A 26,831-nucleotide genomic window follows, 5' to 3' on the forward strand; every position below is an offset into this window, starting at 1 on the left:
AATCACAATTGATCGAAACAGTACATTCAACTAAAAATACTTGTATGGACTCTTATATGAACTTCATATGCTTCCAAATAGCGGCGTATTTCTTCGCTTCAGGAATCTGCTTCCGTACAAAGAGTTCAATACTCTCCTCTCGATTACAAGATTCAGTAGAATTCTCCTTACGAGCATAAACATTCAATTTATCCATAAAGTCAAACATCGCCCCAGCAATCTCTTGATCATTCATCGTCGGATTCTCTGACACCACTTTCATATAAGCAACATAAATCATCCCCATTTTTGAATAACCCGCCCCTAATACAGGAGAGGCTAAATAATTAATCCCTCTTCTTGGCATTAAGTTCTGGATGATATAGTCATTGTACTGTTGACTCTTAGCCACGACAGATTGGTCTGGCGCCGGATTATTCACAATCGCAAAATCACCTCTTTGTATTTTAACCACTAATACCTTCAGGAGATCATTCCAACCATAGTTCGAAGGAAGCACTTCTAAAAGCTCAGCAAAACTTTTTGGCCGATAATCATCGGCACACAAACAATCTGCAATAGGATCAAAAAGATCGCTTTTAATCTCCATCGTGCCTGATTTAAACATCTTATTCTCCAGCTCATCCCGAGAACCAAAAGAGATAAAGTGCCACTCTTTTAAGCGATCTAACTGCTGCTGCCCATTTAGACGGTATCCCCCTTTCATAAAGAGATCTTTCCTAAAGGTCTCTTTAGTAAAAGTATCATGCCACATCTCTCGATCGAGGATAGATTGGGTCGTCAAAAAGGTTTTCACTGATTCAGAGAAGCGATAAGCATCTATAATTTCATTAAAATTCATACTTCCGATAAAACTGAGCTTTGCATCATCAAAATGTTGCGCTACCTCCTCTAACGTCATCGGCTTCCAATGCTCATTCAAATACTCATGAATTAGATAATTGTAGTTACCCGAATTCATCTGTCTCTTAATGCCATTCCAACTCATTTTAAGTGGAGGATTATTCTCTAACAGCTCAGGAAATTGTGTAAAAATCTCTTCAAAATGCGAAAATGTCTTTTCCGCTTTTTCTCGAGGCGACCCCGACAAGCCACCGTAATAGCGATATAATTTATCTTTCCATTCTACAAAGTGATTATGCCCCGCACTACAGTTATAACTGATATGGAATAATCCCCCGGGCTTTAAAAACTTTTTCACAATTTCAACAATAAAGCGCTGATTACTCTCGCTAATCCAACTCCAAACACCATGAATCGCAATAGTATCGCATTGAGGGATATCATCTCGTTGCAATAACTCTTCAAAGCTTTGATCCGTAAAATTGGCCTGAACACCGGAATGGGAAGAGATCAGATTTGCAAATGCAATATGACTTGGATTGAAATCATTTCCAAAATACTGACCTTTATGAGATGCGGCATGAATATTGGCAGACAATCCTTGCCCGATACCAAGCTCAAGATGCACATCATTATCACTCTTAGGCTTAACATCATAACCATGCACAAGTGCGGCAAAGCGCATTTGCGTTGGGCTTAAGTTAGGATAATAACCAAATGTATACTCAACATCTGTACGATAACCATCATTCCAAAACATATTCTATTCCTCAGAATCTTTTCTTATACTACTAAAGATATAAACTGGCACCTTGAAACCTATATCAATATCTTAGCGCATAATAGATTTCATTTTTTGTTAAATCATCACTTTTAACAAAAAAATACAATACTTACATATCTTTCTTTAACAAAAATGATCAGTGTCATCTGAATCTCAGGTATCTAATCTAAAATCATAGTGAGGATTAATAAGTACAACATGATTGATCACAGCTCTTCAGAATTTATTTTGTAAATATTCTCTCTAAATTAACTTACTACAAAGTAAGCTTAAAGAGATTAAAAGCGTAATAAAAATGATAAGACTTTAAAATGAATATTAATATTTAAAATATTTTAAAATTAATTAGTTACATATAGACTGATCATTTCAAGGCATTAAAAATAACGCCTCTCATCTCCCCAAAAGAAAAATATTGCCTTTTTATGATGCAAAAAGCTTGATGAAATATTTTTACATGGTAGAATCTTCATTCTCATATATATGAGAGCACATTTGGGCTATAGCCAAGCGGTAAGGCAGCGGGTTTTGATCCCGCCATTCCCAGGTTCGAATCCTGGTAGCCCAGCCATATTAAAAAGCACTGCAATTTGATTGCAGTGCTTTTTTTATTCAGTCGAGATCCCTCGATCACTAGACTAAAAATAGAGCTCCCAAAATTCGACATCACCACACTTGTTATTTACGAATCACTATTATCAAAATAGTCACCCTACATCAAAATCAGATGCACATATTACAATCGAATATCTCGATCTTAAATATATGGCTACCATGCTAATGTGATATAATAAAAAACCCGTTACATTTCTCAATGTAACGGGTTTCTTTAATAATGGTGCCTAGGGCCGGAATCGAACCGGCACGACCGTATAAGGGTCGGCAGATTTTAAGTCTGCTGCGTCTACCAATTTCGCCACCCAGGCATTCGGTGCTTCTTAGTAGAAGACAAATATTACAAGGTCAGCCTACAAAAAGCAATAGGTGAGCGAAAAAAGCGCAATATTTTCTATCCATATCTTCGGTTAAAGCATAATACAGACAAGGAATATGATAGGATAGAGCTTATATTTAAATGAGTTATGCAATTGAGGGTTAATCTATGGCTGTACAAATTAATTTTGAAAATATTGTCAATTTTAGAAATTTTGCAGAGATTAAAACGCGTGATAATCGTTCCATTAAGAATGATAAAGTCTATCGAAGCGCCTTACTAGATTTTGCTTCCCCTCAAGATTTAGATCAATTAATCAATATTGCGCCGGATGTCATATTCGATTTTCGTATGACAGAAGAGAAACACCAAGAACAACTCAAACTGTTAGCCAGTATGATTAGCTATCAAGCAAAGCCCATTGACGTGGGGAACTTCTTTACCAAAGATGAGATCAAAAAACTCACGCAATTAACAGAAAAAGAGATCGATCAACTCTTTATTACGATGTACCAAGCATTCCCACAAAAAGGCACTGAACAATTCAGGGCGGTATTTGAGGCACTCTCTAATAATGAACGCGTGATCTATCATTGCAGCGCCGGCAAGGATCGTACAGGGGTAATGAGTTACCTCCTACTCTCTGCATTAGATGTGCATTATGACGATATTATGGCGAACTATCTCCGCTCAAATGAGTCAGCGGAAGCATTACATCAGTTATTTGCAACACATAAAGAAGATAATAGGCAACTTGAACCGAACATTATCGAAGCATTAGAGCCTATTTTACGCAAAGTTCGTTATGTTGAAGCTGATTATCTCAATACATTAGATCAGTTTCTTAAACAGGAATATGGCGGCCCTATCGACTATATTGAGAAAGTACTACAGATCAATATTCCCCGCTTACAGAAATACTTACTTGCATAAAGTCTGTCTATTATTATCTACCTGCGATCTTATAGCTGCCTCATTACTCAATACGATTAAATTAGAATTTAAAATTCCTCGACCTCATCATCTGATTGAGGTCTTTTTAGGGTCTTTTCCTTATTGGAGGCTTTCCGCTTCGCCCGCGGATGTGCGGCATCAAAGATCTTAGCGAGATGATTAAAATTTAAATGCGTATACACTTGCGTTGTCGAGATATCGGCGTGCCCTAATAACTCTTGTACTAAGCGAATATCTTGACTCGACTCCAAAATATGCGTCGCCATAGAGTGACGTAGCAGATGCGGATGAAGATTAATATGCACCCCACTCTTCTCTGCATAGAGCTTCACTCGGCGACTAATTTGCCGGTCGGAAAGTTGCCCGCCACGCTTTGAAATAAAGAGTGCATTGGTCGTAATTGCCGGCACTTCACTGAGCCAATTTAAACGAAGCGCGCACCAAGTTTCCAATGCAATAATCGCCTTACGACCAATGGGTACGATGCGATCTTTCCCCCCTTTACCATCAATCACTTTGACTAACTGCTCTTTAAAATCTAAATCGGATAATTCTAAACTCGCAATCTCTGCTAAACGAAGCCCACTAGAATAGAGTAACTCTAAAATAGCGAGATCCCTGACTTCTAACTCATCTTCTGGCGTACGATCTAAAATCTGATTGACAAGATCTGCCTCAATCACTGTAGGCAGACGTTGTCCTTTTTTGGGAGTTGAAACTAACCGGGCTTGATTATGTTGAATAAGCCCTTTCTCTTGCAAATATTGAAAAAAGATTCGGATAGAAGCTAAATGCGTTTCGATACTGCTGCTACTTAATGGCTTCTCGCTTCCCGGCAATGCCGTTTTAGAACGATAAATAATATATTGCCGCAACACTCTATCATCACATTGCCCCCAGGTTGCTATCGCCCGCATTTCAAGATAAGCAATTAACTGTGATAATGCTACCTGTTTTGCCCGAGCGCTATGTTCACGATATTGTCGCTGATAGCCGGCTAAAAAAAGATTCGCCTCTACAACGAGAGGCGATTGCGATTCAATTTTTAATTGTGTCATGAATCCTCTGTAATTCTATTCCGGAAATAGCGCACTATAAAAGAACGCCACTAATGATAGTTTACGATCTTATAAGCTTACAGGGATATATTACTGTAACCCCAAAGTCTTACGTAAATTCTCTACTGAGAAGAAAGCATCAAAATCCTCTGCCGACATCAATTTGCGCTCAAGAATCACTTCTCGAACACTCTTACCTGTTTTAGCACAAATACTTCCTACAATATCCCCCTCACTATGACCAATGACCGGATTGAGATAAGTGATAATACCAATAGAGTTCAAAATATAATTCAAACAACGCTCTTCATTCGCGGTAATACCGGCGATACAACGATCTTGAAGACTACGGCAAGCATTGGTAAGCAGCATCATCGATTCAAAAGTGGATTGTGCAATCACAGGCTCCATGGCATTTAATTGTAATTGCCCTGCTTCTGCGGCTGTTAATACAGTGGTATCATTGCCAAACACTTTAAAACAGGCATTATTCACCGCTTCAGGCAACACAGGATTCACCTTTGCCGGCATAATTGAGCTGCCTGCTTGTAATTCTGGTAAATTAATATCTTTCAAACCTGTACGTGGACCCGATGAGAGTAGACGAAGGTCATTGGCCATTTTACCAAGCTTAACCGCTAATCCTTTCAAGGCTGAATGGAAATAGACAAAATCAGAGAGATCAGATGTGGCAGCAATCAGATCTCCCGCAGGCTCAAACGCAAACCCTGTAATCTCTGCTAAATATTTTGTAGCCAATGCTGAGTATCCCGCCGGCGTATTGATTCCGGTTCCGATAGCGGTTCCCCCTAAGTTGACAGAGAGCAAGGGCTGACGTGCCACTTTTAAGAAATCAATCCCTTTCCGAATTTGAAAAGCAAATGCTCCAAATTCCATCCCCAGCGTCATAGGAACCGCATCTTGTAACTGAGTACGCCCCATTTTCAGTACATCAGCAAATTCTGCTTCTTTTGCTTTTAATCCCTTATAGAGATACTCTGCCGCTTCAATTAACTGCTCAGAGACTTTATAGAAACCGACACGCATACCGGTAGGATAGGCATCATTCGTGGACTGCGATTCATTGACGTGATCATTAGGATTAATAATGTCATAGCGCCCTTTTTCATAACCTAGCAACTCTAAGGCTATATTAGCCACCACTTCATTCATATTCATATTGAGTGAGGTGCCAGCCCCCCCTTGAAATAGATCAATTGGGAAATATTGATAGTAGCGATCATCCGCCATAATCAAATCACAAGCTTTGACAATTGCATTACCCACTTCTGGTTTAATTGAACCTAAATCCATATTTGCTTGTGCCGCAGCTTTTTTCACTGCAGCTAAACCATAGATAAATTCAGGATTATCACTATTTTTTTGCGTTGAAATGGTGAAATTATTGATTGCACGCACTGTATGAATACCATAATAGGCATCCGCTGGTACCTTTAATTCCCCTAATAGATCAACTTCTGTCCGATAATCCATTTACTACTCTCCTTGATAGTTATCATTATTTACAATAATTTTTATAAAAGATCTTTTAAAATATCTTCCCTTGCTTCACATCCCGCAAGCGACGTTTATCACGGCTTGTAAGCGTTTCGGAAGAAGGTTGAGGGGATAATCGGCGTAATTCACGCTCATGTTCTCGACGTTTAATGCTCTCATCTGTTTCCGTATACATCGTAGTGGCTACCGAAGCAGGTCCACGTTGTTCAATCAACTGACGCACCTCAACTTCAAAAATGGTTTGTAGTTTTCGAATCGTTAAGAGATCTCCCACAGCGACATTGCGCGCAGGTTTTGCCTCAGAGCCATTGACTTTCACGCGCCCTTTATTGATTTCGTCAGTCGCTAAACGTCGGGTTTTATAGAAACGCGCAGCCCATAACCACTTATCTAAACGCATAAAGATTTCCCTCCATTTCGTTATATTAGATCAAAAAAAAAATTGCAAGCATTTCCCCACAAAAAAAGCCGTTATAACTACGGCTTTTTTTAGATAACTCATTGTTTGATAAAATTTTAATAATATTCAATATAAAATGACACATTACCAAAATACAACCAACACTAACTTATTTAGTCTCTATTGATTCCGATGCGACTTTCTCTGTCAACTTATGTTCATCTTCTGATAAAACAATATTTAACTCAAGTACATCGCAATCACCATCACGATCCATAGAGATATTAATCTGCTCTGCATCTACTGGAATATATCGTCGTACAACTTCAAGAATATCCCGTTGTAAATCTTGCATAAAAGCAGGATTTCCACCCTCGGCATTCTTAAGTCGCTCATGGGCGACAATAATCTGCAAACGCTCTTTTGCAATAGAGGCTGTATTACTTCTTTGGCGTCGACCAAATAGACGTTTTAACATGACTAACCTCCAAAGATTCGACCGAAGAAACCTTTTTTAGGTGCTTCGATAAAGCGATGAGGTAAGTCCTTGCCCAAGAAACGATCCACAATATCGTTAAATGCTTGTCCTGCATCTGAATCTTCATTCATAATCACAGGTTCACCGGCATTTGAGCATTGTAGAACTGCTTGCGACTCAGGCACAACACCTAAAAGAGGGATACCTAAAATATCTAAAATATCAGTAACAGAGAGCATATCACCGCTATCTGCTCGCGCAGGATTATAACGATTAATAATAAGGTGTTGCTTAACCTCTTTCCCCTCTTCTGCACGTTTTGTTTTGCTTGCAAGAAGACCTAAGATGCGGTCAGAGTCGCGAACCGATGAGACTTCAGGATTTGTCGTCACAATCGCATCATCCGCAAAATACATTGCAAGCTGCGCGCCTTTCTCGATACCGGCAGGAGAATCACAAACGATAAATTCAAAGCCCATATCTGCAAGATCCTTCATCACTTGCTCAACGCCCTCTTTTGTTAATGCATCTTTATCACGAGTTTGAGAAGCAGGAAGCACATAGAGATTTTCAAGACGACGATCTTTAATTAAAGTCTGCGCAAGGCTCGCCTCACCTTGTACCACATTGACGAAGTCATATACCACTCGGCGCTCACAGCCCATAATCAAATCGAGGTTACGTAAACCTACATCAAAGTCAATGACTACTGTTTTATGCCCATTTTTCGCAAGCCCGGATGCGATGCTTGCACTAGTGGTTGTCTTACCAACACCACCTTTTCCTGATGTTACAACTACGATTCTTGCCACGTGTCGCTCCCAATTACTGACGCTATTTATTTCATTTTAATCATCTGCAACAAACTCGTTGCCTAATTAATATTTACTATATTAATCAATAGTAAACCAATATAACACCTTTTAAATTCGATACAATATTGCGCTTTATTAAATTTGCTAAAAGTAATATTTAGGTCATATCTTTTGGAGAAAATGAGCTTTTTTGATTACTTCCCAAGGAATGCAATATGATCTTTTAACGAATTAAAGGAATGATCTTCAATTCTTCATCTTCTAAGAAAATTTGTACACTTTTACCCCAAAGTGCAGCGGGGATATCTTCTTGCATTTTATAGAAACCCGCTATCGATAATAACTCTGCTTCCAATGATTGACAGAAAATACGCACAGACTGATTTCCGTTGATGCCGGCTAATGCACGTCCTCGAAGACTGCCATAAATATGGATATTACCATCCACCAATAATTCCGCACCTTCATTGACTGAGTTCACAACCACAAGATCCCCTTTGGGTACTGATAATTGCTGCCCAGATCGCACTTGCTGCACATGTAACGTAGTATCAATGGGCACAAAAACTTCTTCCACTCTTTCAATCACTTTGACTTTCTCTGCCACAGGTTTTGTGGTAGTTGTAGCAGTTTTGGGGGCTTCCGTGGATGCTAAGGCTTCCACTTGTCGAGATTTATTTGCGGAATCCGCTAAGATAGCCCAACCTGAGCTTTTCGCTTTCTCTTGAAGGCTCTCATTAACGTTACGAAGCCCAACAGGCACAAGGTCGCGCGCTAATAATAAATTCTTTAACCAATTGAGATCAATACTGTTGCCCGTTTCAATGGCAATAAGATCAACAACGATGGGAAGACCTTTAAAAAGCTGAGGCGATCTTTCAATTTGTTTTGAAAGATCATCCTCTAAAGCTTTTAGATCGATTCCATTAATATAGAGAACCATCAACGTTGATAGTTCTCCTTTAATTTGAAACGTTTTTTGATGTGACATAGAGATTTTTAACCGCTAACACATAAATAGGTCGATATTAGTGGTCGTGTCCTGCAGCATGAACGTGGCCATGAGAGAGCTCTTGTTCTGTTGCATCACGAAGAGAAACAACTTCCACTTCAAAGTTTAAGTTTTGACCTGCTAAAGGATGGTTGCCGTCGAGTTTGATTTTCTCTTCAGAAACTTCTAAAACTCTAAACGGTTGCATATGACCATCAGGTGTTGTACCTGTTACTTGCCAACCCACTTGAATATCTTCACCCTCAGGGAAAGCTGTGCGAGGAACTTCAATGATGAAATCTTCATTCGCTTCACCGTAACCCTCTTCAGGTGTCACGCTAAATGCAACAGTTTGACCTTCAGTCGCGCCTTCTAACGCTTTTTCAAAGCCAGGAATCATCATACCGTGACCATGGATGAACTCAAGCGCCTCTTGCCCTTTATTAGAATCAAGCACATTGCCTTGATCATCAGTTAATGTGTAAATTACGCCGACTACTTTATCTTTTGCTACTGGCATTCGATGTTTCCTTTATCAATTTTACGAGTATAATTATGATGTACCACTATAACATTAAACGAGGGTTGATATAAAACTCTTTAAATCTTGATAATTTTTGCGGGTCTTTTATAACGGCCATATTCCTTGCAAAAAACCGTTATCACTTCGATGATTTAAATTTTGAGAACTCCCTCATATTCCCTCTTAATCTATTTATTTGTTTACCCCGGAAAGACTAATTTTATGACCTTACAACAGAAACAGAAAGAAGCCGTCGCTCAAGCTGCACTGACTTATATTCAGCCCAATCAAATCCTCGGTTTAGGCACAGGTTCTACCGTTGACTGCCTTATCGCCCTATTCCCAACACTCCCTTTCAAAATTAAAGGCGTAGCTTCAAGCTCAGAGCGCTCCTCTAAACAAGTTGAAGCACTCGGGATTCCGGTCGTGAATCTTGAAGATATTACCAGTATCGATACCTATATCGATGGGGCAGATGAAATCAATCATCATTTAGCAATGATCAAAGGCGGCGGTGGAGCACTTACACGTGAAAAAATCGTCGCCGCTCACGCAAAGCAATTTGTCTGTATTGCAGATGAATCAAAACTGGTTGAAACCTTGGGGAAATTCCCACTTCCTATTGAGGTCATCCCGATGGCTGCACACTACGTGATCCGTAAAATGGAACAGATGGGCGGAAAGGCGCAGATTCGTGAGGGCTTTATTACAGATAATCATAATCTGATTGTCGATGTAGAAGGCCTTAAAATCACAAGCCCAATTCAATTAGAAGCCTCAATCAATCAAATCACCGGCGTAGTGACGAATGGACTATTTGCGGCACGCGGCGCTGATATCTTACTACTTGCGGATCAAAACTTACAAGTTCGAACGCTACGTAAATAAAGGACATCAACAGAGGATCTTACAAGCAGGATTCGCTGTAAGCATCATCTCTTAACACCTTGAAAGCACTCTCTTTTCGGAAAAATAGCGATACAATCAGCATCTTATTGCGAAAGTACGCTAAACACCGCATAATAATGGGAGTGCTTTTATATTACGCTTGCACGAATGTAATGAATGTCCTTCACTAAAAAACAGTCAATAAGGCGCTTATGGTATTTGCGACGATATTTAAACGATTTTTTCAACTTTTCGTACTCGCTGCGCTCTGTTATCTCGCCTGGATTATCTACCGAGATAGCCAAGAAGCACCTGAAATTGCCTCAAATGAACCGCAAATGGTTCTCTCCTCTTATGAGATCAAACGCTATACCCCACAAGGGACATTAGAATACACACTTATTGGCTCTGCTCTACAACATTATGATAACGAGAAAGGCAGCACACTCACAGATCCTCGTCTCTTTCATTACGACATCACCCGAACTGAAAACTCCCCGCCACTTCGCAAAGAATATCCTTATGATTGGCGTGCCGAGAGTGATATTGCTTTGATTAGTCAAGATCGTAACCTCATCACAATGATCAATAATGTTGAACTCTTCTTACCGGATATCCAAGAGCCGATTAACGATCTTACGTTAAATACGGAAAAACTCTATATCCATGATCAAGGCGATCGAGCGACTTCAGAATTATTTGTTAAAATTACGACACCTACTCGTCTATTAACCGGCATTGGCCTTGATGCCTATCCGCCTAAAAAGATGTTTACCCTACTCGATGATGTTCATTCGACTTTCTTAATGAATCAGGAATCTGACCATGAATCAACACCACAATAAATGTGAATCTGTCAAACAAACGCATTTTCATCGCATCATACTCAGCGCACTATTCACCATGATCGGCTTAACGTTGCACACCGCTTTTGCCCTTCCTGAAGATCGGCAATTACCACTCTATATTGATGCTGACTGGTCAGAGTTTACCAATGGAACACCAACCGGAATCTATAAAGGTAATGTTGTAATGGTACAAGGAAATCTTGAGATTTTAGCGGATGAAGCGATTTTCCAAATGGTTGATGGGGAACTAGAATATATTATTGCCACTGGCGATATGGTCAAAATTAAAGATCTCCCTAAACTCAATGAGCCTTGGGTCTTTGGAGAGGGTCGAAAATTAAGTTACTTTCCAAAAAGACAGATTCTAGAACTAGAAACAGATGCACAAGTAGAACAAAATCGCGATATCGTTGTTGCGAATAAGATTATCTATAACCTTGAAACACGTGTTATTAATGCTGAACGCAAAGAGGATGGCCGAGTACACTTCACCATTCAGATGGAAAATAGAGATCAAAAATAGGATATTCACATGCGCTTAACTGCCCAAAACCTTATTAAACGTTTTAAGAACCGTACCGTTGTCAATGGTGCGTCGTTTCATATAAATCAAGGCGAAGTTGTCGGTCTTCTTGGGCCTAATGGTGCCGGTAAAACCACGAGTTTCTATATGACTGTCGGCCTTATTACACCGGATGACGGCAATGTATATCTAGATAAAGAGGATATTTCCAAAAGTCCGATGCATATCCGTGCACAATTAGGGATCGGCTATCTACCGCAAGAAGCCTCTATTTTTCGTAAAATGACCAGCCGAGATAATATTCTTGCGATCTGTCAAACCCGTAAAGACTTAGACAAAAAAGCACAAGAAGCGCTTGCGGATCAATTACTCGAAGATTTCAAAATCACCCATATTGCCCATTCTCAAGGGATTGCATTGTCAGGAGGGGAGCGTCGTCGAGTTGAAATTGCGCGAAGTCTTGCGCTTAATCCCAAGTTCCTCTTACTCGATGAGCCATTTGCCGGCGTCGATCCACTCTCCGTCTCCGACATTCAATCGATTATTATCGATCTCTCTAAACGTAATATCGGCATTTTGATTACGGATCATAATATTCGAGAAACGCTCTCTATTTGTGAGCGCTCCTATATCTTAAGTGCCGGCACAGTTATTGCAGAAGGGGATACAGAGCACTTATTAGGCCATGAAGATGTACGCCGCGTCTACCTAGGGGAGAATTTCTCACTCTAATCCTTCTTTACTAATCCTTCTTTATTCTGTCTTTCTCCACTATTCTGACAATATTAATAATAGAGCCATTCATGACAACGACCTTCTTTTTTTATGACCTAGAAACCTTTGGCCTAAATCCAAAAGAGGATCGCATTGCCCAATTTGCAGGGATTCGTACAGATAGAGATTTTAATATTATCGGTGAACCAGTCAATCTCTATTGCCAACCGCCAGAAGAGTATATTCCTGATCCAGAATCCATACTCGTCACCGGCATTACTCCGCAAGAAGCGATGGAAAAAGGATTGCCTGAGGCTGAGTTTGCGCGGCAAATCCATGCGCTTTTTAGCGAACCCAATACTTGTATTTTGGGCTACAATAATATTCGTTTTGATGATGAGATGATTCGCTATCTCTTCTATCGCAATTTTATCGATCCTTATGCATACACGTGGCAAAATGGGAATTCTCGCTGGGATCTACTTGATGTTGTGCGAGCAACTTATGCCTTTCGCCCTGAAGGGATCGAATGGCCACATAATGAAGATGGTGCTGTGAGCCTGCGCTTAGAACATCTTTCAAAAGCCAACAACTTACTACATGAGAAAGCGCATGATGCATTAAGCGATGTCTACGCTACAATTGGTATGGCACAACTGATTGCCCAAAAGCAACCAAAACTATTCACATACTATTTTGAACATCGGAAAGCAAGAGATCTACAGCCGCTGATCGACTTCGAACGTTTAACACCCCTATTACATGTCTCCGGGATGTTTGGCTATGCACGTGATTACTACTCGCTCATTATGCCGCTCTTCTTTCATCCTCAAAATAAAAATCAATTAATCACGATTGATCTCATGGGCGATATCGAACCCCTCTTAACGCTCGATAGTCCAGCGATCGCTGAAAGGCTATACAAACCAAGCACTGAACTACTTGAGGGGGAATCCCGTATTCCACTCAAGGGTATTTATCTCAATCGCGCGCCCATCTTAGCGCCTGCCTCTATTCTCAAAACACTTCCTAATCCTAAGATAGATGAAGCTTACTGTTTCGAGAATTATCAGAGAATATTGAGTAAACGCACGTTACTGCAAAACAAACTCTTTGAGATTTACCAAGCACCTTCTCCTTTTGAAGCTGAGAATCAAGATGCGCCAGTTGAATCTCTGCTTTATCATGGCTTCTTTGAAGCACAAGATCGTCATAAAATGGCCAAAATTCCTATGATGAATGGTATAGCGCTTCGTGATTTCGAGTTCGATTTTCATGACCCTCGCCTAGAACCTCTACTCTTTATCTATCGGGCACGAAATTTCTTTGCAACCCTCTACACTGATGAACAGGCGCAATGGCAAAACTATGTTCGACTCAAAAGAACTTATTTCATCAATGAATATCAAGCCAAATTCAATACACTTCTACAAGAAGCAGAAACCACAGACAATAAACCGCAGATTGCATTACTTCGCTCACTTCAGTACCTCTATCAATCACAATAGTACATCGAGCTCTTTCCATAATACACATCGATCATTATGCCCATGCCCCCAGCGACAATATTAACCATTGCTTCTTGCAATCTACACAATCTTCATGAAAATTCGCACCCTGATAAAATTGCGCACCTGATCAAAGCGATTACTGAAGATTTACAACTTCCCGATATTATTGCCCTACAAGAGATCGGCTCACAAACGCTTAATATTGAGGGGGAAGCCATTGCGATTGTTGCCGATATCATGATTGATGCCATAAAAACAACCACTCAAACGACCTATCGCTATATTGATATTCCACCAAGAGAGAATAGTAGTGGCGGTGCTCAAGATCTTAATATTCGCCCAGCCTTTTTGGTTAAAGATCATATAACAATCTGCGATTATCATAATCATATTGGCGATGTAAGCGCTTTTGAGGGCGACCTTGAATGCGACTACAAACCTTCTCGAAAACCGCTTCTATTAAGCGTTATAACAGCTTTAGGGCCACTCACACTTATCAACTGCCACCTTAAATCGCAGATGATGCCCACTAAACAGGAAAAACGGATCGCGAAGCGACAACGTAATGAGCAAGCAGCCGCAATTCGTTCTTTTTATGAAAAAAACAATGTGCATCCTACCATTGTACTCGGCGATTTTAACGATACACCTAATAGTGATACGCTCAAAATTCTAACCGGCGAGCGACTCATCTCTATGTGGCAAAATTATAGTGGCAAGCTCTATACCACTCGCTATAAACAGTGCCCTATTGTGCTCGATTACATACTGATTCCAAAAACAGTAATCTATCAAAATCCCCAGGTGCATCATCTTAATACTAATCTTAAGTATCCTTATCGATTTTCAGATCATGACCCGATTACCATTGAGATTACAGAGCTATAAGTAGGTAATAGTAAATAGATCGATCATACGCATCTGAGAATCGAATAATCTAACGACCTTAGAGATTCATCAAGATGCTATTAGACTACCTTTTACCTCGTTATTGTAATCACTGTTTAGATCGTATTAAAACAACCATCATCCCTCATCTATGCCCACAATGTGCCAGTGAAATTCAACCCACTGAACGTAAATGTATCTTTTGCGATACAGAAGGCCACTTTCTGTGTCATTTTTGCAAAAGACTCTACCCTTATTTAACGGATGCCTCAATCTGCTGTCAATATAGCGGACCTATTAAGCAATTGATTAAGCGCTTTAAATATCAATTAAAGCCCTATTTAAGTGAAACACTCATCACCCTCACCGAGCAATATGCCGGTCAATTCTTACAACAACTTCCGGCTAATACACTCATTATCCCTATGCCAAGCGATCGAATTCGCGTGGCACAAAGAGGATTTAATCCCCCAGCACTCATTGGCAAAGCATTAGCAAAAAAATATCAGTATCTCTATAGTGATCAAATTTTACAAAAAAGAGCCTTTTCCCTACCGCAAGCCCATCTCTCTTTTGATGAACGCTTAGATAATCATCACAATAGCTTTATGCTTAACAAACGACAATATTTCAAATTTTTCAATAAAAATCAAAGTGATATTGAATCGACTCCATCTGTCCTCTTTATTGATGATGTCATTACAACAGGAAGTTCTTTTCTACGGGCAATGGAAATATTGAATAATCCTCAGCCAAAAAGCGTTTATGCCCTCTTTATCGCGCAATCTCCATTTGAAAAATAGCCTAATCTATGTAAAACTATTGTTGATGCGTTCCTGTTATGTACGAGCGTTTTTATTGTCATACACCTCTTGATCCTAAATATGATACTTTGGAGTTAGCTGTTATTAGATCGCGGTGTGCAAGCTGATTTAGTTCAGAAGCCTAATGTGATTTATGCAGTGTCCACTTGAACCTACGCGTTCAAGAGTCTTGGCAATTTGCAACCGACTACTACGGGGCGCATCCTTTTTTATTTCTACTTCTGATCTCTATTTTTCGTGATACAAAAGTGAAACAACAAATAGCAAAAAAGCACTCTGAGATTTCAGAGTGCTTTTTTAATACTTTCAGACTATAGAATTAAATCAATTAATTAGTCTACGTTTACTTTTCTTACAGCTTCGATTTTAACGTCTACACGGCGGTTTTTAGCACGGCCTTCTGCAGTTGCGTTATCGAATGTATAGCTGATACCATCGCCTTGAGCTGTGATTAATGATGGGCTAACGCCTCTTTCGATTAAATAATCACGTACTGAATCTGCACGACGAAGTGATAATTTTTGGTTGTAAGCAGCGCTACCTACTGAGTCAGTGAAACCAGTAAGTTGAATTGATTTTACACCATTTTCGTTTTTAACAAGCTCAGCTGCTACTTTGTTAAGTAACTCACGACCTTGTGGACGAAGTGTTGCTTTGTCAAAATCAAAGAAAGTATCTGCAGAGAAAGTAAGATCTTGGATCACAACGCCACATCCAGGAACACCATCTTTTACTAATACGCACTCACCTTGACGGTCTTTAACAAAATCACCTTGTCTATCGATCAACGAATCTGTCGCCGCTACAGCTGTAGAAGTCGCGAATAGACCTGCTAATGCAGCAATAATTAATTGCTTTTTCATATAAGTCTCCACTTAATTACGAATTAAAATAAATGTATTACAGACAGTTGTAACAAGTTACCTTCAAATAATACAAACTAACGGGTTAATCATATCTTATTTTTATTAGAATTGATACATTTTTGCATCAAATTTCCAACATTGTGGGATTTTTAATACAAAAAATTTTTGTGCTATTTCAATACAATCGCTTTAAACTGCTTCTTCTTGCTTATCTACACGATAAAGCTTAGCGTAAAAACCACCTTTTTCAAGTAGATCTTCATGTCGACCAATTTCAACAATTTCTCCTTGATTAAACACAACAATTTTATCAGCATGTTCAATTGTTGATAATCGATGTGCAATAATAATGGTTGTTTTTTCAGTACTAATACTTTTTAAAGCTTTTTGAATCGCATATTCACTTTCATTATCTAAACTACTCGTGGCTTCATCAAAAATGAGAATGGGCGCATCTTTCAATAATGCTCTTGCAATAGCAATTCGTTGGCGCTGTCCTCCCGACAACTTCGCACCATTTTCCCCTATCACTGTATCATACCCTTCCGGCAATGCTTCAATAAAATCAGCAGCATTAGCAAGCTTTGCCGCTCGCTCGATATCCGCTCGAGTATAATCGCTATTACCAAAACCAATATTATTGGCAATAGTATCCGCAAAAAGAATCACATGTTGACCGACATAGCTAATATAGCTACGGTAATCCATCAATTCAATCTCTTCAATGGGATGCCCATCTAGTGAAATCTCCCCTTCAGTAACAGAGTAGAAGCGCGAAAGAAGATTCGCAAAAGTACTCTTACCACTACCCGAGGCCCCCACTAGTGCCACCGTCTCTTTAGGTAAAATCTCAAGATCAATCCCTTTTAAGGCTAATTGTTCACTACGGGCATATTGAAATTTCACATCATGATAAACAATGTGTCCGTTCACTTCTGGCAGAATCACCTTCCCACGATTTTCTTCAGGCTCGGCATCTAAAATACCAAAAACCCCTTCAGCACCTGCGGCACCTCGTTGTAACGACTCATTCATACTCACTAATCGTTTAATAGGTGTTAACATCCCCACCATTGCCGCTAATAATGACAAAAAGCTACCGATGGTAATCGCATCTTCTGTTGCTTGATTCGAAGCATACCAAATGACCATTGCGATAAAAATGACCAAGAAAACTTGTGAAATAGGGCTTGCTAACTGACTAGCCACTAAACTTTTCATACTCAAGTGACGAAGATGATGATTTACCCTGCTAAAGCGATTATTCATCTGCTCATAGGCATTAAAGAGCTTCACCTCTTTTTGTCCCCGAATCCCTTCCTCTAATACGTGGTTAAATTCCCCCATATGACCTTGCATCGTCCGGGCAATACCCCGCAAACGCCTTGAAACATAACGCAAGATTAGATAGAGAACCGGCGCCATCAAAAAGACCATTAAGGTAATGACCCAATCATTGACGAACATGACAATAATCAGACCTAAAATCACAGCACTATCTTTAATAATAGAGACAAGTGTCATGGAACTGACCGCCATTAATTGAGCAATATCAAAAGTGAGTTTTGACATAAAATAGCCCGTTGAGTGTTGGTCATAATCACTTTGTGGTAGATGCAGAATCTTATCGTACATCTGCAACCGTAACTTGGTAATGACTTGTTGGGAAATCCACTGCATTCCAAAACTACCGGCAAAATTGAGCGCACTCATACAGATAAAAGCACCGACTACCATCCATGGCATCATCTTAATAAAGAGTGAATTTTTCTCAACGAACCCTTGATCCAATATTGGTTTTAAAAGCCAAAATAATCCCGCTTCAGAAAACCCACCGAGAATGACACATGTCAGCGCTGCCACAACGATAATAGGATATTGGAAAGAGTACGATAAAATTCGTTTGTATAACCCTAAACTCTTCTGTTTAACCACACATTTTTCCTATACTTCAATAGAAAAGCACTTATAGCCTTGAAATAGAGAATATTCAGAGCGCTATAAGTGCTTTAACTACATTCAATTAAAATTAACAATAAATCAAATTATATTAAATTAATAGACAATCTCTACTCGGCGATTTTGTGCCCAAGCAGCCTCATCGTATCCTGAAACTGCTGGCATCTCTTTACCATAGCTCCGTACACGAATCTGATTTGGATTAGCACCTGACTGTAACATCAATGCTTTTACACTATTAGCACGACGCTCACCGAGCCCCATGTTATACTCATGAGATCCACGATCATCTGTATGCCCTTCAAGCCAAACCCCACGATTTGGATTACGCTTAAGCTCATCCGCATGTGCTTTTACCACGTCGTACGACTCTGCACGCAAACGATCTGAGTCGAAGTCAAAATAGATAATTCTATCTGCCGTACCCCGCTTACCATAATCTGCATCATAGTAAGTGCTTGCAGGACCATTATTATAACCGTATCCTAATGCTCCACCATTCGCGCCATCGACACCATCAATACCACTTCCTGCGGTACTACATGCTGCGATCAAAGCACTACAGAGCAGAACAGAAAATCCCCTTACCACTAACTTACCCATATTTATCCTCTCAAAATCGTCATTAAACTATCGTTACTATTGTCTTAGCGAACATTCGGAGACCAACTTGGTTTACGGACATCTGCCCCTATTCCATAGAATCGTTGCTCAACGTTACCATCAGTTGAAATGATTTTTAGACCACCTCTCCCATCGGAATAGAGAATCATATGGCTATTACCAGAAAAACTCGGTGCTTCATCCTTGCCACCGTTGGTTAAACGTTTTACTTCCCCTGTTGTTAGATCCATGACTGCAATGCCAAATCCTTGTCCCGGTAGACGTTGCATCATAGCTAGCTGTTTACCATCTGCTGAAAGGGATGCATTTGCATTGTAATTCCCGGTATTGGAAACTCGAACAGCAGGACCGCCATTTTCAGACATTTTGTAAATTTGTGGTGAACCGCCACGATCAGAAGTGAAATAGATCATTCCATCTCTGCCCCAAGCGGGTTCTGTATCAATACCAGGGTGATTCGTTAAACGGCGAAGATCACTACCATCAATATTGGCACGATAAATTTCTGGGCTTCCATCTTTAGAAAGGGTAAACGCAAGTTTTGTGCCATCCGGTGACCATGTGGGTGCGGAGTTAATACCCGGTTCACTAATTACAACATGACGCTGACCACTATAGAGATCTTGCACAACGATCTGATTACGTTTCTTCTCAAAAGAAGCATAGGCAATCTTACGTCCATCGGGCGACCAAGTCGGAGAAAGAATCGGTTCAGGTGACTCTAAAATCACTTGTGGATAAGCACCATCAGCATCGGCAACCACTAAGGAGAAATTACGATTATTGTTGCGTGATACATAGGCTACTTTAGAGCTAAATGACCCCGGCACTCCCAAAATCGTTTCATAGATAAAGTCTGCCACTTTATGAGCCACTAAACGCTCACCTTTCTCATCATTAACATATTGGAATTGTCGGCTTGCACGCACAGTACGAGAAAAAGTATCACCTACATCGACCTGGAGCATATTACCTTTTTGCGTCATGATCACAATGAAGTTAATCCCTGCCGCGCGCCAGATACCGCTATCGGCTTGCGCAACGCTCGTTAATTGTTGCGGTACCGCTAAACCTGTTTTAGGGATAAAACGACCTGAACGTTGTAGGTCATTAGAGATCACCGTCAAAAACGGTTGGCTATTAGTCGCCTGATCTACAAGGGCAATGGGATATGCATTACTAGAAGCTTTTACGATTTCCAGTTTCACTTGCGCAGAAACCGGCATGATCGCAACTAATGAGAAGATCATCAGTAACAGCCATTGTTTGAAATATTTCACTCGAAATTGACTCATCTTTTCCTCACCTCATCTAATAAAAACAGATCCCATTAGGTCGTAATTAGGGAATTTAGGTTACTCTTTGAGCGCCCAAATACCCGGCAAATTACGCCAGTATTCATGATAATCCATACCACAACCAAAGATATAGCGATCTTCAACATCCAAGCCGATATAATTCACTTTAAAATCTTTGGGTTTACGATCATGTACTTTATTGACTAAGGCAGCTGTATAAACCACTTGCGCCCCCATCTGGTTGAGTACATTCACAATCTCTTTAAGGGTTGTTCCTTCATCAAAGATATCTTCAACTAAAAGGACAACTCTATTTTTCACATCTACTGAGGGTTTTGCAATCCACTCAAGCTCAGAACCTTCCGTTTTTCCGTTATAGCGTGTTGCATGGAGATAACCGATTTGAAAAGGGAAATTAAGACGAGTTAATAGCTCACCTGCGGGAATTAATGCGCCATTCATTACCACTAATACGAGTGGATCTGACAGCTCTAAATCATAAGTAATCGCTTTTCCCATTGCATCATATGCATTTTGAACTTCTGAAGCGGAGACAATCTCTTCTGATTGAATAATAATATCTTGCGCTTCTTCAAACGTAATTGACATAGTGTTCCTTAAGTAAATAAAAAATCAACTTGGCAATTATAACAAACTTCCGTCATTTTAAACCTTAAATTGCGCAATAAGCTCGGTGACTTTCACTTTTTCATCCGCCTCTTCTAGCGCTTTGAGATGTTCAATCATAGGGTGAAGTAGCCGATTTGTTAATTGAGTCGCCATCTTACGTATCAACTCCGCATCTTTAGCATCATTCATCTGATTCAATAAACGAGTGACCGCTAACTCCCGTTCAGTCGCCGCATAATCTTGTAATGCTTGTACTGAACTTCCTATTTCTGCTAACTGATACCAAGATTGCCAACGGGCAATACCTTCTGCGATATAACGCTCCGCTAAAAGCGCTGCTTCCTCTCTAGCCTTTTGATTATCTTCCACAATTGCATTCAAATTGTCTACAGTATAGAGATAAATATTTGAGAGCTTATCAAGCTCCGGTGAGATATCCCTTGGTACTGCAAGATCGATCAAAAGCATCGGCCGGTTTTTTCGTAATTTAAGCGCATTTTTGACCATCTCTTTAGTAATTAATGCTTCTTGCGCTGCCGTTGAGGCTACCACGATATCCGCGACCGGCAAACAATCTGCCAACTCCTCTAAACTATGCGCACTCGCCGGAACACCCAGCTCTTCAATCATCATCGAAGCTCGTTCTACACGGCGATTAACAATACTTAAGTTTCGAACACCTGCCTCTATCAGATGACGCGCCACGAGTTCAATTGTCTCGCCGGCCCCTAATAATAGAACGTGGTGATGCTCTAAACCATCGAAGATATTCTTCGCTAATTGCACCGCCGAAAATGCCACCGATACTGCAAAAGCACCAATATTGGTCTCAGTTCGAACTTCTTTCGCAATATTAAAACTCATCTGCAAAACGCGCTGCAGATATTTACGCGCCATTTGATGCTCTGTTGCCACACGAAGTGCCTCTTTGAGCTGCCCCATAATTTGAGGTTCTCCCAAAATAAGCGACTCAAGCCCGGAAGCGACACGAAAGATATGCTCAACCGCCCGATCCCCTTCATATTGATAGAGGTGCTTCTGTGCAGTTTTGACATCTAGCTCAGAGTAATTTGCCCATATTTCACAAAACTCTTCCACAGACATTGCAAAATCATAAAAATAAAACTCTGTCCGATTACAAGTAGACAGCACAACGATCTCACTGGCAATGTGATAGGTCTTTGCCATCGTTAAAAATGCGTGAATATTCTCGGGCACAAGTGTTGCACGCTCCCGTATCTCTACCGAAGCTGTTTTATGTCCAATTCCTAATATGAATAAACTCATATGCCCTTTATTAATCCCAACAGTCCAAACATCTTATTTTAGATTAAATTTTTAAAATAAATATTATTTAAGTGAAATCAACTAGTGAAACCTTAAATGAAATCGTTTGATAATATCAAATTTCAGCCGATTACGCATCGGATTCTATGGATAGCAGATCTCTTACCCCAACCCTAATAGTAATAGGGAAAGTAAGGCCCAAAGCCAACGCCCCAATAGGGTTGATAATAGCCAAAGCGCAATGCAGGGCTATTAAAAAATGGCTCATCATAATAGACTTCTCGGCGAGGATACGCCAGAAATCATAATCTGTCGCATTAAGCGTAATCACACGAATGGTTTCACCGCCCATTTTGACATTTTCAGCCTGTTTCACAAGCCCTACCGCCGTAAAGTAATCGCCGGCAGAGTAACCATTAGTGCGCACCGGCCCGTAGATATCGGCAATCATTCGATATTGATCCATCGGTTGATTGCGCATTGGGTAACCATTCTGATCTAACGTATATAACACCACTTCAACACGAATATGATCCCCTTGTGGATTAATCGTCACAATAGAGCCCCCTAGCATAAATTCCTTACCGATGATCTCTTTATTATTAAACATCGTGATTTGACCATCTCCATAAGCATTAGGATTATTGGTCGAAATATTTCCACTATTTAGGGAAGCACAAGCGCCTAACACTATTGTTAAAAGCAAAAAGGTGCTCGTTTTTAAAAGTCGTTGCCACATATTGTTACCTCCTGTTTTATCAGGTTATTTATCCTAATATTATAACCCGTTACGATATTAGGGATGGCATTAATCATTAACTATATTGAAGTGCTAGTCGCCCAACTTTTATCTTGTATCGCATTATCGGTTCAAAATAAGCTTATTGAAATGCCGGTGCATCGGTTGATCGAGGCAAGAAAACTGTTCTATCCGGCATCGTGCAAGTGCTGTTTAGTACAGTTTTATATTCTTTTAAACCTCACAATAGCTGTTTAAAAACCATTTTTCTGAAACCCAATTGACTATATCGATCTTTCATCAATTCAAGATATCAAAATTAAGCTTTATCAAAAATCGCTAAACTCTCCCAAAGATCATCGATTTTAGCGACCACTTTAGGATCTTTAATAATCGGCGTTCCCCACTCGCGATCTGTCTCCCCTGGCCATTTATTCGTAGCATCTAAGCCCATTTTTGAGCCTAATCCAGAAATAGGGGAGGCAAAATCAAGATAATCAATCGGAGTATTCTCCACCATTACTGTATCTCGTGCTGGATCCATTCGCGTGGTAATTGCCCAAATCACGTCATTCCAATCTCGGCAGTTAATATCTTCATCGACAATAATGATAAATTTCGTATACATAAATTGCCGTAAATAAGACCAAACGCCCAACATCACTCGTTTAGCGTGACCTGCATACTGTTTCTTAATCGAAACAACCGCCATTCGATAAGAACAGCCCTCCGGCGGTAGATAGAAATCCACAATTTCAGTAAATTGTTTACGTAGGATGGGGACAAAAACCTCATTAAGCGCCACCCCTAAAACCGCAGGCTCATCCGGTGGGCGGCCAGTATAAGTAGAATGATAGATCGGATTAACTCGCGTTGTCATACGCTCGACCGTAAAGACAGGAAAACGATCAACTTCATTGTAGTAACCTGTATGATCACCGTAAGGCCCTTCATCCGCCATATCATCAGGATAGATATATCCTTCAAGAATGATCTCAGCCGTCGCTGGCACCGATAGATGCGGATGCATTGTTGCTTTGGCAACTTGCGTGCGCTTCCCGCGTAACAGACCGGCAAAAGCATACTCAGAGAGCGCATCAGGTACCGGCGTCACCGCTCCGAGAATCGTTGCTGGATCGGCACCTAAGGCCACGACAACCGGAAAGGGCTCGCCGGGATTTTTTAACCGAAAATCACGATAATCGAGCGCACCACCACGATGTGCAAGCCAACGCATAATCAGACGATTTTTACCAATGACCTGTTGTCGATAGATCCCTAAATTTTGCCGTTTTTTCGAGGGTCCTTTAGTAATCGTCAAGCCCCACGTCACTAATGGCGCCACATCGCCGGGCCAACAGTGCTGAATCGGCATTGCGGTGAGATCAATCTCCTCTTTCTCAAGAATCACCTCTTGGCAGAGTGGTTTTTTGACCCGCTTCGGACGCATCGAGAGCACTTGTTTGAATTTGGGCAATTTATCCATCGCATCTTTAAAATTCTCCGGCGGCTCAGGTTCCCGTAAAAAAGCGAGAAACTCCCCGATCTCCCGAAGCTTATCCACCGATTCTTGCCCCATACCAAAGGCCACACGTTCCGGCGTACCAAACAGATTCGTTAATACCGGCATATTACTCCCTTTCGGATTCTCAAAGAGTAACGCCGGTCCTTGTTGCCGTAAAACACGATCACTGATCTCTGTCATCTCAAGATGAGGATCAATTTCCGCATTAATTCGCTTCAACTCGCCACGCGCCTCTAAAAAAGCAATAAACTCCCGAAGATCCTGAAAGTGCATATTTAAACCACCCTTGTTTTAATTCGTTAAGCTTCCGGTCAATCAAATATCCCAATCCATATTTCAAGAAATAAGAAAAATATCCCGATAGCCTCTATTCGATAAAATATTGCGCTATTTTAGCATATTTCCCATAACAAAAAGCAGAGAGTCATCAGTGCTCCTCTCGATTCTAGCCATTCACCATTCACTTTACTTGAAGAAATGAGCCTTTTATTAGGGGCTTGTAAAAAGGCGCAGTATAATATCGCCTTTATGGATGATTCTCATCAGATAGAACAATAACATATTGTTCTTCGATACCTACTTTGGCAGGTGAAACTTAGGGAAAACTGATGATTATTTTGATTTTTTAGGCACCACGAACGGAACATTATGCGCATTTTTAGTAAAATTATTCTGATTGCTCTCGGATTTATTCTGATCAATTACCCCTTTATTGAGGGCAAAGCATTCTACTATATTAGTATAGAACGCCCTGACCGACTCTTTCGCCACCTACTCACGGCTTTTGTCGCATTAAGTATTATCGAGCTTTTTGCCTTTACTAGAATGCGTTGGCGTGTTCCGCTCTATCTGCTCTTTCTCTTTGGTTCGATGAGTTATCTTATCTACTATTTCGCCACCGGCAGTGAACCTGATTACGAGGACTTTCGCACCTTAATCGATGCCCGCGTGATGATGGGGGAAGCCGCCAAAGGGTATCAAGGAGCGATTCTCAAAGCCATTCTCTATCATATTCCCATTACGATCGGTTTCTTCCTCTTCCCTAAAATTCATATGGGTAGAAAAGGGACGCTCTTCGCCGTTATCCTCTATCTTGTAGCGCTCGGCGGAATGCTCATGATTATCTACAATAAGAGTGGTCGCGGCACCAATGGACGCGCCTCTTATATTACGCCGGTAGCCCAAGTTGCCACATTCACCTACCTGAACTATCTTCGAACCGATGCCGCGGATTTTACTTTCTATCCACGAGAAGCACCGACTCAAGCGGATCTAGGGCAACCACTTGCGAAGAATATTATTGTGGTGATGGATGAATCTATTCGCGGCGATATGATCGATCTCAATAGCCATTTAGGTACAACGCCTTCGCTACTGAACTTTCCTCAAGATCAGCTCCTCAACTTTGGAATGATCGCTTCATTCTCTAACTGTAGTGATACTTCAAATCTAGCAGTGCGCAAAATGCCACGCCTTGGAAAAGAGCCAAGCGATCTCTTCTTAGATGAAAACACGATTTGGAAAGTCGCACAAACCGCAGGCTTTAAGCCCTACATTATCGATGCACAACATAATGCCACAGGTCATAATTTCTATACCGATCACGAATTACAAGGTGTGACCAATATTCACGGCAGTGGCTTGAAAAATGATGGTGAAGTGGTCAATGTGATTGAGCAGATTTTGTCAGAGAATCAAGAATCTGTCTTTATCTATGCCGGCCTTAAAGGCTCCCATTTCCCGTTCCAAAATACGGGATTTCCAACACCGTTTGTGCCGGCGATGAAAAATACCAATCTCGCCGATGCCACGCCGGAAGAAGCGCTTAATTCTTACAAAAACTTAGTCCGCGCCAATACCGACCATTTCTTCAGTGAACTTGCACAGCTACTTGAAAAATACCCCGACACTATCGTGATCTACACCTCAGATCACGGACAAGATCTCTCAGATCCGAAAGGTAAAAAGACGCACTGCGATGCGAAAACCACTTCTATGGAAGAGGGGATCGTTCCCTTCATCCTCTTCGCAGAGCCATCGATCCTGAAGCGCCCCCTTGTTACTGATTTCGTTGAAAACCAAGGTGTTACAAGCCAGATGATTATCGCACCTCTTGTGATGGAATTTATGGGGTATAAACCGGAAATCATTACTCAATTCACAGAGTATCCGGCACTCCTCAATAAAACGGGTACAGAGATCGGCTTTATTTATAAACGCCCAATCCCTCAATTTAGAAGTGAAATAGAACGCTTTGATATGCAACCAGAAGACCTCGAATATTTCAGAGAAAATGGCAAAAGTGGCAAGCAACTCCACTATAATTTCTTTGAGGATTAGAACGCTATCTTCAGGAGAATAGGTTCAATAATCAAAAATAACATAACACATTAAGATTAAAGCCAATGT

The 26,831-nt window shown here is 40.6% G+C and carries 25 protein-coding genes, 2 tRNA genes and 1 other RNA gene; 11 read left to right on the top strand and 17 right to left on the bottom strand.

Translation table 11 applies throughout. The features are described 5' to 3' along the window. Positions 1-52: 52 nt before the first annotated feature. Positions 53-1,603: a class I SAM-dependent methyltransferase gene (locus DC083_RS05445; RefSeq protein WP_109189224.1), complete on the bottom strand. Its 1,551-nt coding sequence runs from the start codon at positions 1,601-1,603 to the stop codon at positions 53-55. A gap of 520 nt (positions 1,604-2,123) precedes the next feature. Between DC083_RS05445 and DC083_RS05450 the strand changes: the two genes are divergently transcribed. After that, positions 2,124-2,198 (top strand) — tRNA-Gln (locus DC083_RS05450). A 265-nt stretch (positions 2,199-2,463) separates the two neighbouring features. Here DC083_RS05450 and DC083_RS05455 read toward each other — a convergent pair. Continuing rightward, positions 2,464-2,553: transfer RNA gene (locus DC083_RS05455), tRNA-Leu, on the bottom strand. Positions 2,554-2,729: 176 nt separating this feature from the next. Between DC083_RS05455 and DC083_RS05460 the strand changes: the two genes are divergently transcribed. Continuing rightward, positions 2,730-3,494, top strand: a complete 765-nt coding sequence (locus DC083_RS05460) for a tyrosine-protein phosphatase (protein WP_109189225.1) — start codon at positions 2,730-2,732, stop codon at positions 3,492-3,494. 68 nt (positions 3,495-3,562) lie between these two features. Here DC083_RS05460 and DC083_RS05465 read toward each other — a convergent pair whose 3' ends face one another. The 7 genes from DC083_RS05465 to DC083_RS05495 all read right to left on the bottom strand — a co-directional run bounded on the left by DC083_RS05465 (position 3,563) and on the right by DC083_RS05495 (position 9,295). Then, positions 3,563-4,573 (bottom strand): tyrosine recombinase XerC, encoded by a 1,011-nt coding sequence (locus DC083_RS05465; RefSeq protein ID WP_109189226.1) that lies wholly within the window; start codon positions 4,571-4,573, stop codon positions 3,563-3,565. A 90-nt stretch (positions 4,574-4,663) separates the two neighbouring features. Next, positions 4,664-6,067, bottom strand: coding sequence for an aspartate ammonia-lyase (locus tag DC083_RS05470; RefSeq protein ID WP_109189227.1), 1,404 nt, complete (start codon positions 6,065-6,067; stop codon positions 4,664-4,666). 55 nt (positions 6,068-6,122) lie between these two features. Further along, positions 6,123-6,491, bottom strand: coding sequence for an RNA-binding S4 domain-containing protein (locus DC083_RS05475; RefSeq protein WP_109189228.1), 369 nt, complete (start codon positions 6,489-6,491; stop codon positions 6,123-6,125). A 169-nt stretch (positions 6,492-6,660) separates the two neighbouring features. Next, on the bottom strand, positions 6,661-6,969 hold the full coding sequence (gene minE, locus DC083_RS05480; RefSeq protein ID WP_109189229.1) for a cell division topological specificity factor MinE: 309 nt from the start codon (positions 6,967-6,969) through the stop codon (positions 6,661-6,663). Between the two features lie 2 nt (positions 6,970-6,971). Further along, positions 6,972-7,781 (bottom strand): septum site-determining protein MinD, encoded by an 810-nt coding sequence (gene minD / locus DC083_RS05485; protein ID WP_109189230.1) that lies wholly within the window; start codon positions 7,779-7,781, stop codon positions 6,972-6,974. 226 nt (positions 7,782-8,007) lie between these two features. Continuing rightward, entirely contained in the window at positions 8,008-8,775 is a 768-nt protein-coding gene (gene minC / locus DC083_RS05490) for a septum site-determining protein MinC (RefSeq protein ID WP_109189231.1), read from the bottom strand. A 37-nt stretch (positions 8,776-8,812) separates the two neighbouring features. Further along, a complete protein-coding gene (locus DC083_RS05495) occupies positions 8,813-9,295 on the bottom strand; it encodes an FKBP-type peptidyl-prolyl cis-trans isomerase (protein WP_109189232.1) in 483 nt (160 codons plus the stop codon). A 225-nt stretch (positions 9,296-9,520) separates the two neighbouring features. On the opposite strand from DC083_RS05495, the gene rpiA reads away from it, so the two are divergent. The 8 genes from rpiA (at position 9,521) to ssrS (ending at position 15,696) form a co-directional block, all read left to right on the top strand. Further along, positions 9,521-10,186 (top strand): ribose-5-phosphate isomerase RpiA, encoded by a 666-nt coding sequence (gene rpiA, locus DC083_RS05500; protein WP_109189233.1) that lies wholly within the window; start codon positions 9,521-9,523, stop codon positions 10,184-10,186. 212 nt (positions 10,187-10,398) lie between these two features. Next, the gene (gene lptC / locus DC083_RS05505; RefSeq protein WP_109189234.1) at positions 10,399-11,031 is read left to right on the top strand and encodes an LPS export ABC transporter periplasmic protein LptC; all 633 of its coding nucleotides are present in this window, start codon (positions 10,399-10,401) and stop codon (positions 11,029-11,031) included. After that, positions 11,012-11,557: a lipopolysaccharide transport periplasmic protein LptA gene (lptA, locus tag DC083_RS05510; RefSeq protein WP_109189235.1), complete on the top strand. Its 546-nt coding sequence runs from the start codon at positions 11,012-11,014 to the stop codon at positions 11,555-11,557. Before lptC ends, lptA begins: the two co-directional genes overlap by 20 nt. 9 nt (positions 11,558-11,566) lie before the next feature. Beyond that, positions 11,567-12,289, top strand: coding sequence for an LPS export ABC transporter ATP-binding protein (lptB, locus tag DC083_RS05515; protein ID WP_109189236.1), 723 nt, complete (start codon positions 11,567-11,569; stop codon positions 12,287-12,289). Between the two features lie 71 nt (positions 12,290-12,360). Continuing rightward, the gene (gene sbcB, locus DC083_RS05520) at positions 12,361-13,779 is read left to right on the top strand and encodes an exodeoxyribonuclease I (RefSeq protein ID WP_109189237.1); all 1,419 of its coding nucleotides are present in this window, start codon (positions 12,361-12,363) and stop codon (positions 13,777-13,779) included. A 36-nt stretch (positions 13,780-13,815) separates the two neighbouring features. After that, a complete protein-coding gene (locus DC083_RS05525) occupies positions 13,816-14,670 on the top strand; it encodes an endonuclease/exonuclease/phosphatase family protein (RefSeq protein ID WP_109189238.1) in 855 nt (284 codons plus the stop codon). 74 nt (positions 14,671-14,744) lie between these two features. Continuing rightward, positions 14,745-15,473 carry a ComF family protein gene (locus DC083_RS05530; protein ID WP_109189239.1) on the top strand — a complete coding sequence of 243 codons (729 nt, stop codon included), beginning with the start codon at positions 14,745-14,747 and terminating at the stop codon, positions 15,471-15,473. Between the two features lie 27 nt (positions 15,474-15,500). Further along, positions 15,501-15,696, top strand: a non-coding RNA gene (ssrS, locus tag DC083_RS10405) — 6S RNA. 130 nt (positions 15,697-15,826) lie between these two features. Here the strand turns inward: ssrS and DC083_RS05535 are convergent. The 8 genes from DC083_RS05535 to ubiD form a co-directional block, all read right to left on the bottom strand. Then, positions 15,827-16,357, bottom strand: a complete 531-nt coding sequence (locus DC083_RS05535) for an OmpA family protein (RefSeq protein ID WP_109189240.1) — start codon at positions 16,355-16,357, stop codon at positions 15,827-15,829. 192 nt (positions 16,358-16,549) lie between these two features. After that, positions 16,550-18,295: a lipid A export permease/ATP-binding protein MsbA gene (msbA, locus tag DC083_RS05540; RefSeq protein WP_109189241.1), complete on the bottom strand. Its 1,746-nt coding sequence runs from the start codon at positions 18,293-18,295 to the stop codon at positions 16,550-16,552. A 120-nt stretch (positions 18,296-18,415) separates the two neighbouring features. After that, positions 18,416-18,922, bottom strand: coding sequence for a peptidoglycan-associated lipoprotein Pal (gene pal / locus DC083_RS05545; protein ID WP_109189242.1), 507 nt, complete (start codon positions 18,920-18,922; stop codon positions 18,416-18,418). A gap of 44 nt (positions 18,923-18,966) precedes the next feature. Further along, complete coding sequence (gene tolB / locus DC083_RS05550; RefSeq protein WP_109189243.1) at positions 18,967-20,238, bottom strand: Tol-Pal system beta propeller repeat protein TolB; 1,272 nt, start codon at positions 20,236-20,238, stop codon at positions 18,967-18,969. A gap of 60 nt (positions 20,239-20,298) precedes the next feature. Next, on the bottom strand, positions 20,299-20,850 hold the full coding sequence (locus DC083_RS05555) for a hypoxanthine-guanine phosphoribosyltransferase (RefSeq protein WP_109189244.1): 552 nt from the start codon (positions 20,848-20,850) through the stop codon (positions 20,299-20,301). Between the two features lie 57 nt (positions 20,851-20,907). Further along, the gene (gene hemA, locus DC083_RS05560; protein ID WP_109189245.1) at positions 20,908-22,158 is read right to left on the bottom strand and encodes a glutamyl-tRNA reductase; all 1,251 of its coding nucleotides are present in this window, start codon (positions 22,156-22,158) and stop codon (positions 20,908-20,910) included. Between the two features lie 130 nt (positions 22,159-22,288). Then, a complete protein-coding gene (locus tag DC083_RS05565) occupies positions 22,289-22,897 on the bottom strand; it encodes a Slp family lipoprotein (protein WP_109189246.1) in 609 nt (202 codons plus the stop codon). A 319-nt stretch (positions 22,898-23,216) separates the two neighbouring features. Next, a complete protein-coding gene (gene ubiD / locus DC083_RS05570) occupies positions 23,217-24,695 on the bottom strand; it encodes a 4-hydroxy-3-polyprenylbenzoate decarboxylase (RefSeq protein WP_109189247.1) in 1,479 nt (492 codons plus the stop codon). A gap of 375 nt (positions 24,696-25,070) precedes the next feature. On the opposite strand from ubiD, the gene DC083_RS05575 reads away from it, so the two are divergent. Next, the gene (locus DC083_RS05575) at positions 25,071-26,762 is read left to right on the top strand and encodes a sulfatase-like hydrolase/transferase (RefSeq protein WP_109189248.1); all 1,692 of its coding nucleotides are present in this window, start codon (positions 25,071-25,073) and stop codon (positions 26,760-26,762) included. Positions 26,763-26,831: the final 69 nt, after the last annotated feature.

Source organism: Ignatzschineria ureiclastica (assembly GCF_003121845.1).
GTDB classification, from domain to species: domain Bacteria; phylum Pseudomonadota; class Gammaproteobacteria; order Cardiobacteriales; family Wohlfahrtiimonadaceae; genus Ignatzschineria; species Ignatzschineria ureiclastica.

Coding starts and splice junctions, on each gene's coding strand:
- DC083_RS05445 (WP_109189224.1), bottom strand. CDS start 1,603: ATGTTTTGGAATGATGGTTATCGTACAGATGTTGAGTATACATTTGGT.
- DC083_RS05460 (WP_109189225.1), top strand. CDS start 2,730: ATGGCTGTACAAATTAATTTTGAAAATATTGTCAATTTTAGAAATTTT.
- DC083_RS05465 (WP_109189226.1), bottom strand. CDS start 4,573: ATGACACAATTAAAAATTGAATCGCAATCGCCTCTCGTTGTAGAGGCG.
- DC083_RS05470 (WP_109189227.1), bottom strand. CDS start 6,067: ATGGATTATCGGACAGAAGTTGATCTATTAGGGGAATTAAAGGTACCA.
- DC083_RS05475 (WP_109189228.1), bottom strand. CDS start 6,491: ATGCGTTTAGATAAGTGGTTATGGGCTGCGCGTTTCTATAAAACCCGA.
- minE (WP_109189229.1), bottom strand. CDS start 6,969: ATGTTAAAACGTCTATTTGGTCGACGCCAAAGAAGTAATACAGCCTCT.
- minC (WP_109189231.1), bottom strand. CDS start 8,775: ATGTCACATCAAAAAACGTTTCAAATTAAAGGAGAACTATCAACGTTG.
- DC083_RS05495 (WP_109189232.1), bottom strand. CDS start 9,295: ATGCCAGTAGCAAAAGATAAAGTAGTCGGCGTAATTTACACATTAACT.
- rpiA (WP_109189233.1), top strand. CDS start 9,521: ATGACCTTACAACAGAAACAGAAAGAAGCCGTCGCTCAAGCTGCACTG.
- lptC (WP_109189234.1), top strand. CDS start 10,399: ATGGTATTTGCGACGATATTTAAACGATTTTTTCAACTTTTCGTACTC.
- lptA (WP_109189235.1), top strand. CDS start 11,012: ATGAATCAACACCACAATAAATGTGAATCTGTCAAACAAACGCATTTT.
- lptB (WP_109189236.1), top strand. CDS start 11,567: ATGCGCTTAACTGCCCAAAACCTTATTAAACGTTTTAAGAACCGTACC.
- sbcB (WP_109189237.1), top strand. CDS start 12,361: ATGACAACGACCTTCTTTTTTTATGACCTAGAAACCTTTGGCCTAAAT.
- DC083_RS05525 (WP_109189238.1), top strand. CDS start 13,816: ATGCCCATGCCCCCAGCGACAATATTAACCATTGCTTCTTGCAATCTA.
- DC083_RS05530 (WP_109189239.1), top strand. CDS start 14,745: ATGCTATTAGACTACCTTTTACCTCGTTATTGTAATCACTGTTTAGAT.
- DC083_RS05535 (WP_109189240.1), bottom strand. CDS start 16,357: ATGAAAAAGCAATTAATTATTGCTGCATTAGCAGGTCTATTCGCGACT.
- pal (WP_109189242.1), bottom strand. CDS start 18,922: ATGGGTAAGTTAGTGGTAAGGGGATTTTCTGTTCTGCTCTGTAGTGCT.
- tolB (WP_109189243.1), bottom strand. CDS start 20,238: ATGAGTCAATTTCGAGTGAAATATTTCAAACAATGGCTGTTACTGATG.
- DC083_RS05555 (WP_109189244.1), bottom strand. CDS start 20,850: ATGTCAATTACGTTTGAAGAAGCGCAAGATATTATTATTCAATCAGAA.
- hemA (WP_109189245.1), bottom strand. CDS start 22,158: ATGAGTTTATTCATATTAGGAATTGGACATAAAACAGCTTCGGTAGAG.
- DC083_RS05565 (WP_109189246.1), bottom strand. CDS start 22,897: ATGTGGCAACGACTTTTAAAAACGAGCACCTTTTTGCTTTTAACAATA.
- ubiD (WP_109189247.1), bottom strand. CDS start 24,695: ATGCACTTTCAGGATCTTCGGGAGTTTATTGCTTTTTTAGAGGCGCGT.
- DC083_RS05575 (WP_109189248.1), top strand. CDS start 25,071: ATGCGCATTTTTAGTAAAATTATTCTGATTGCTCTCGGATTTATTCTG.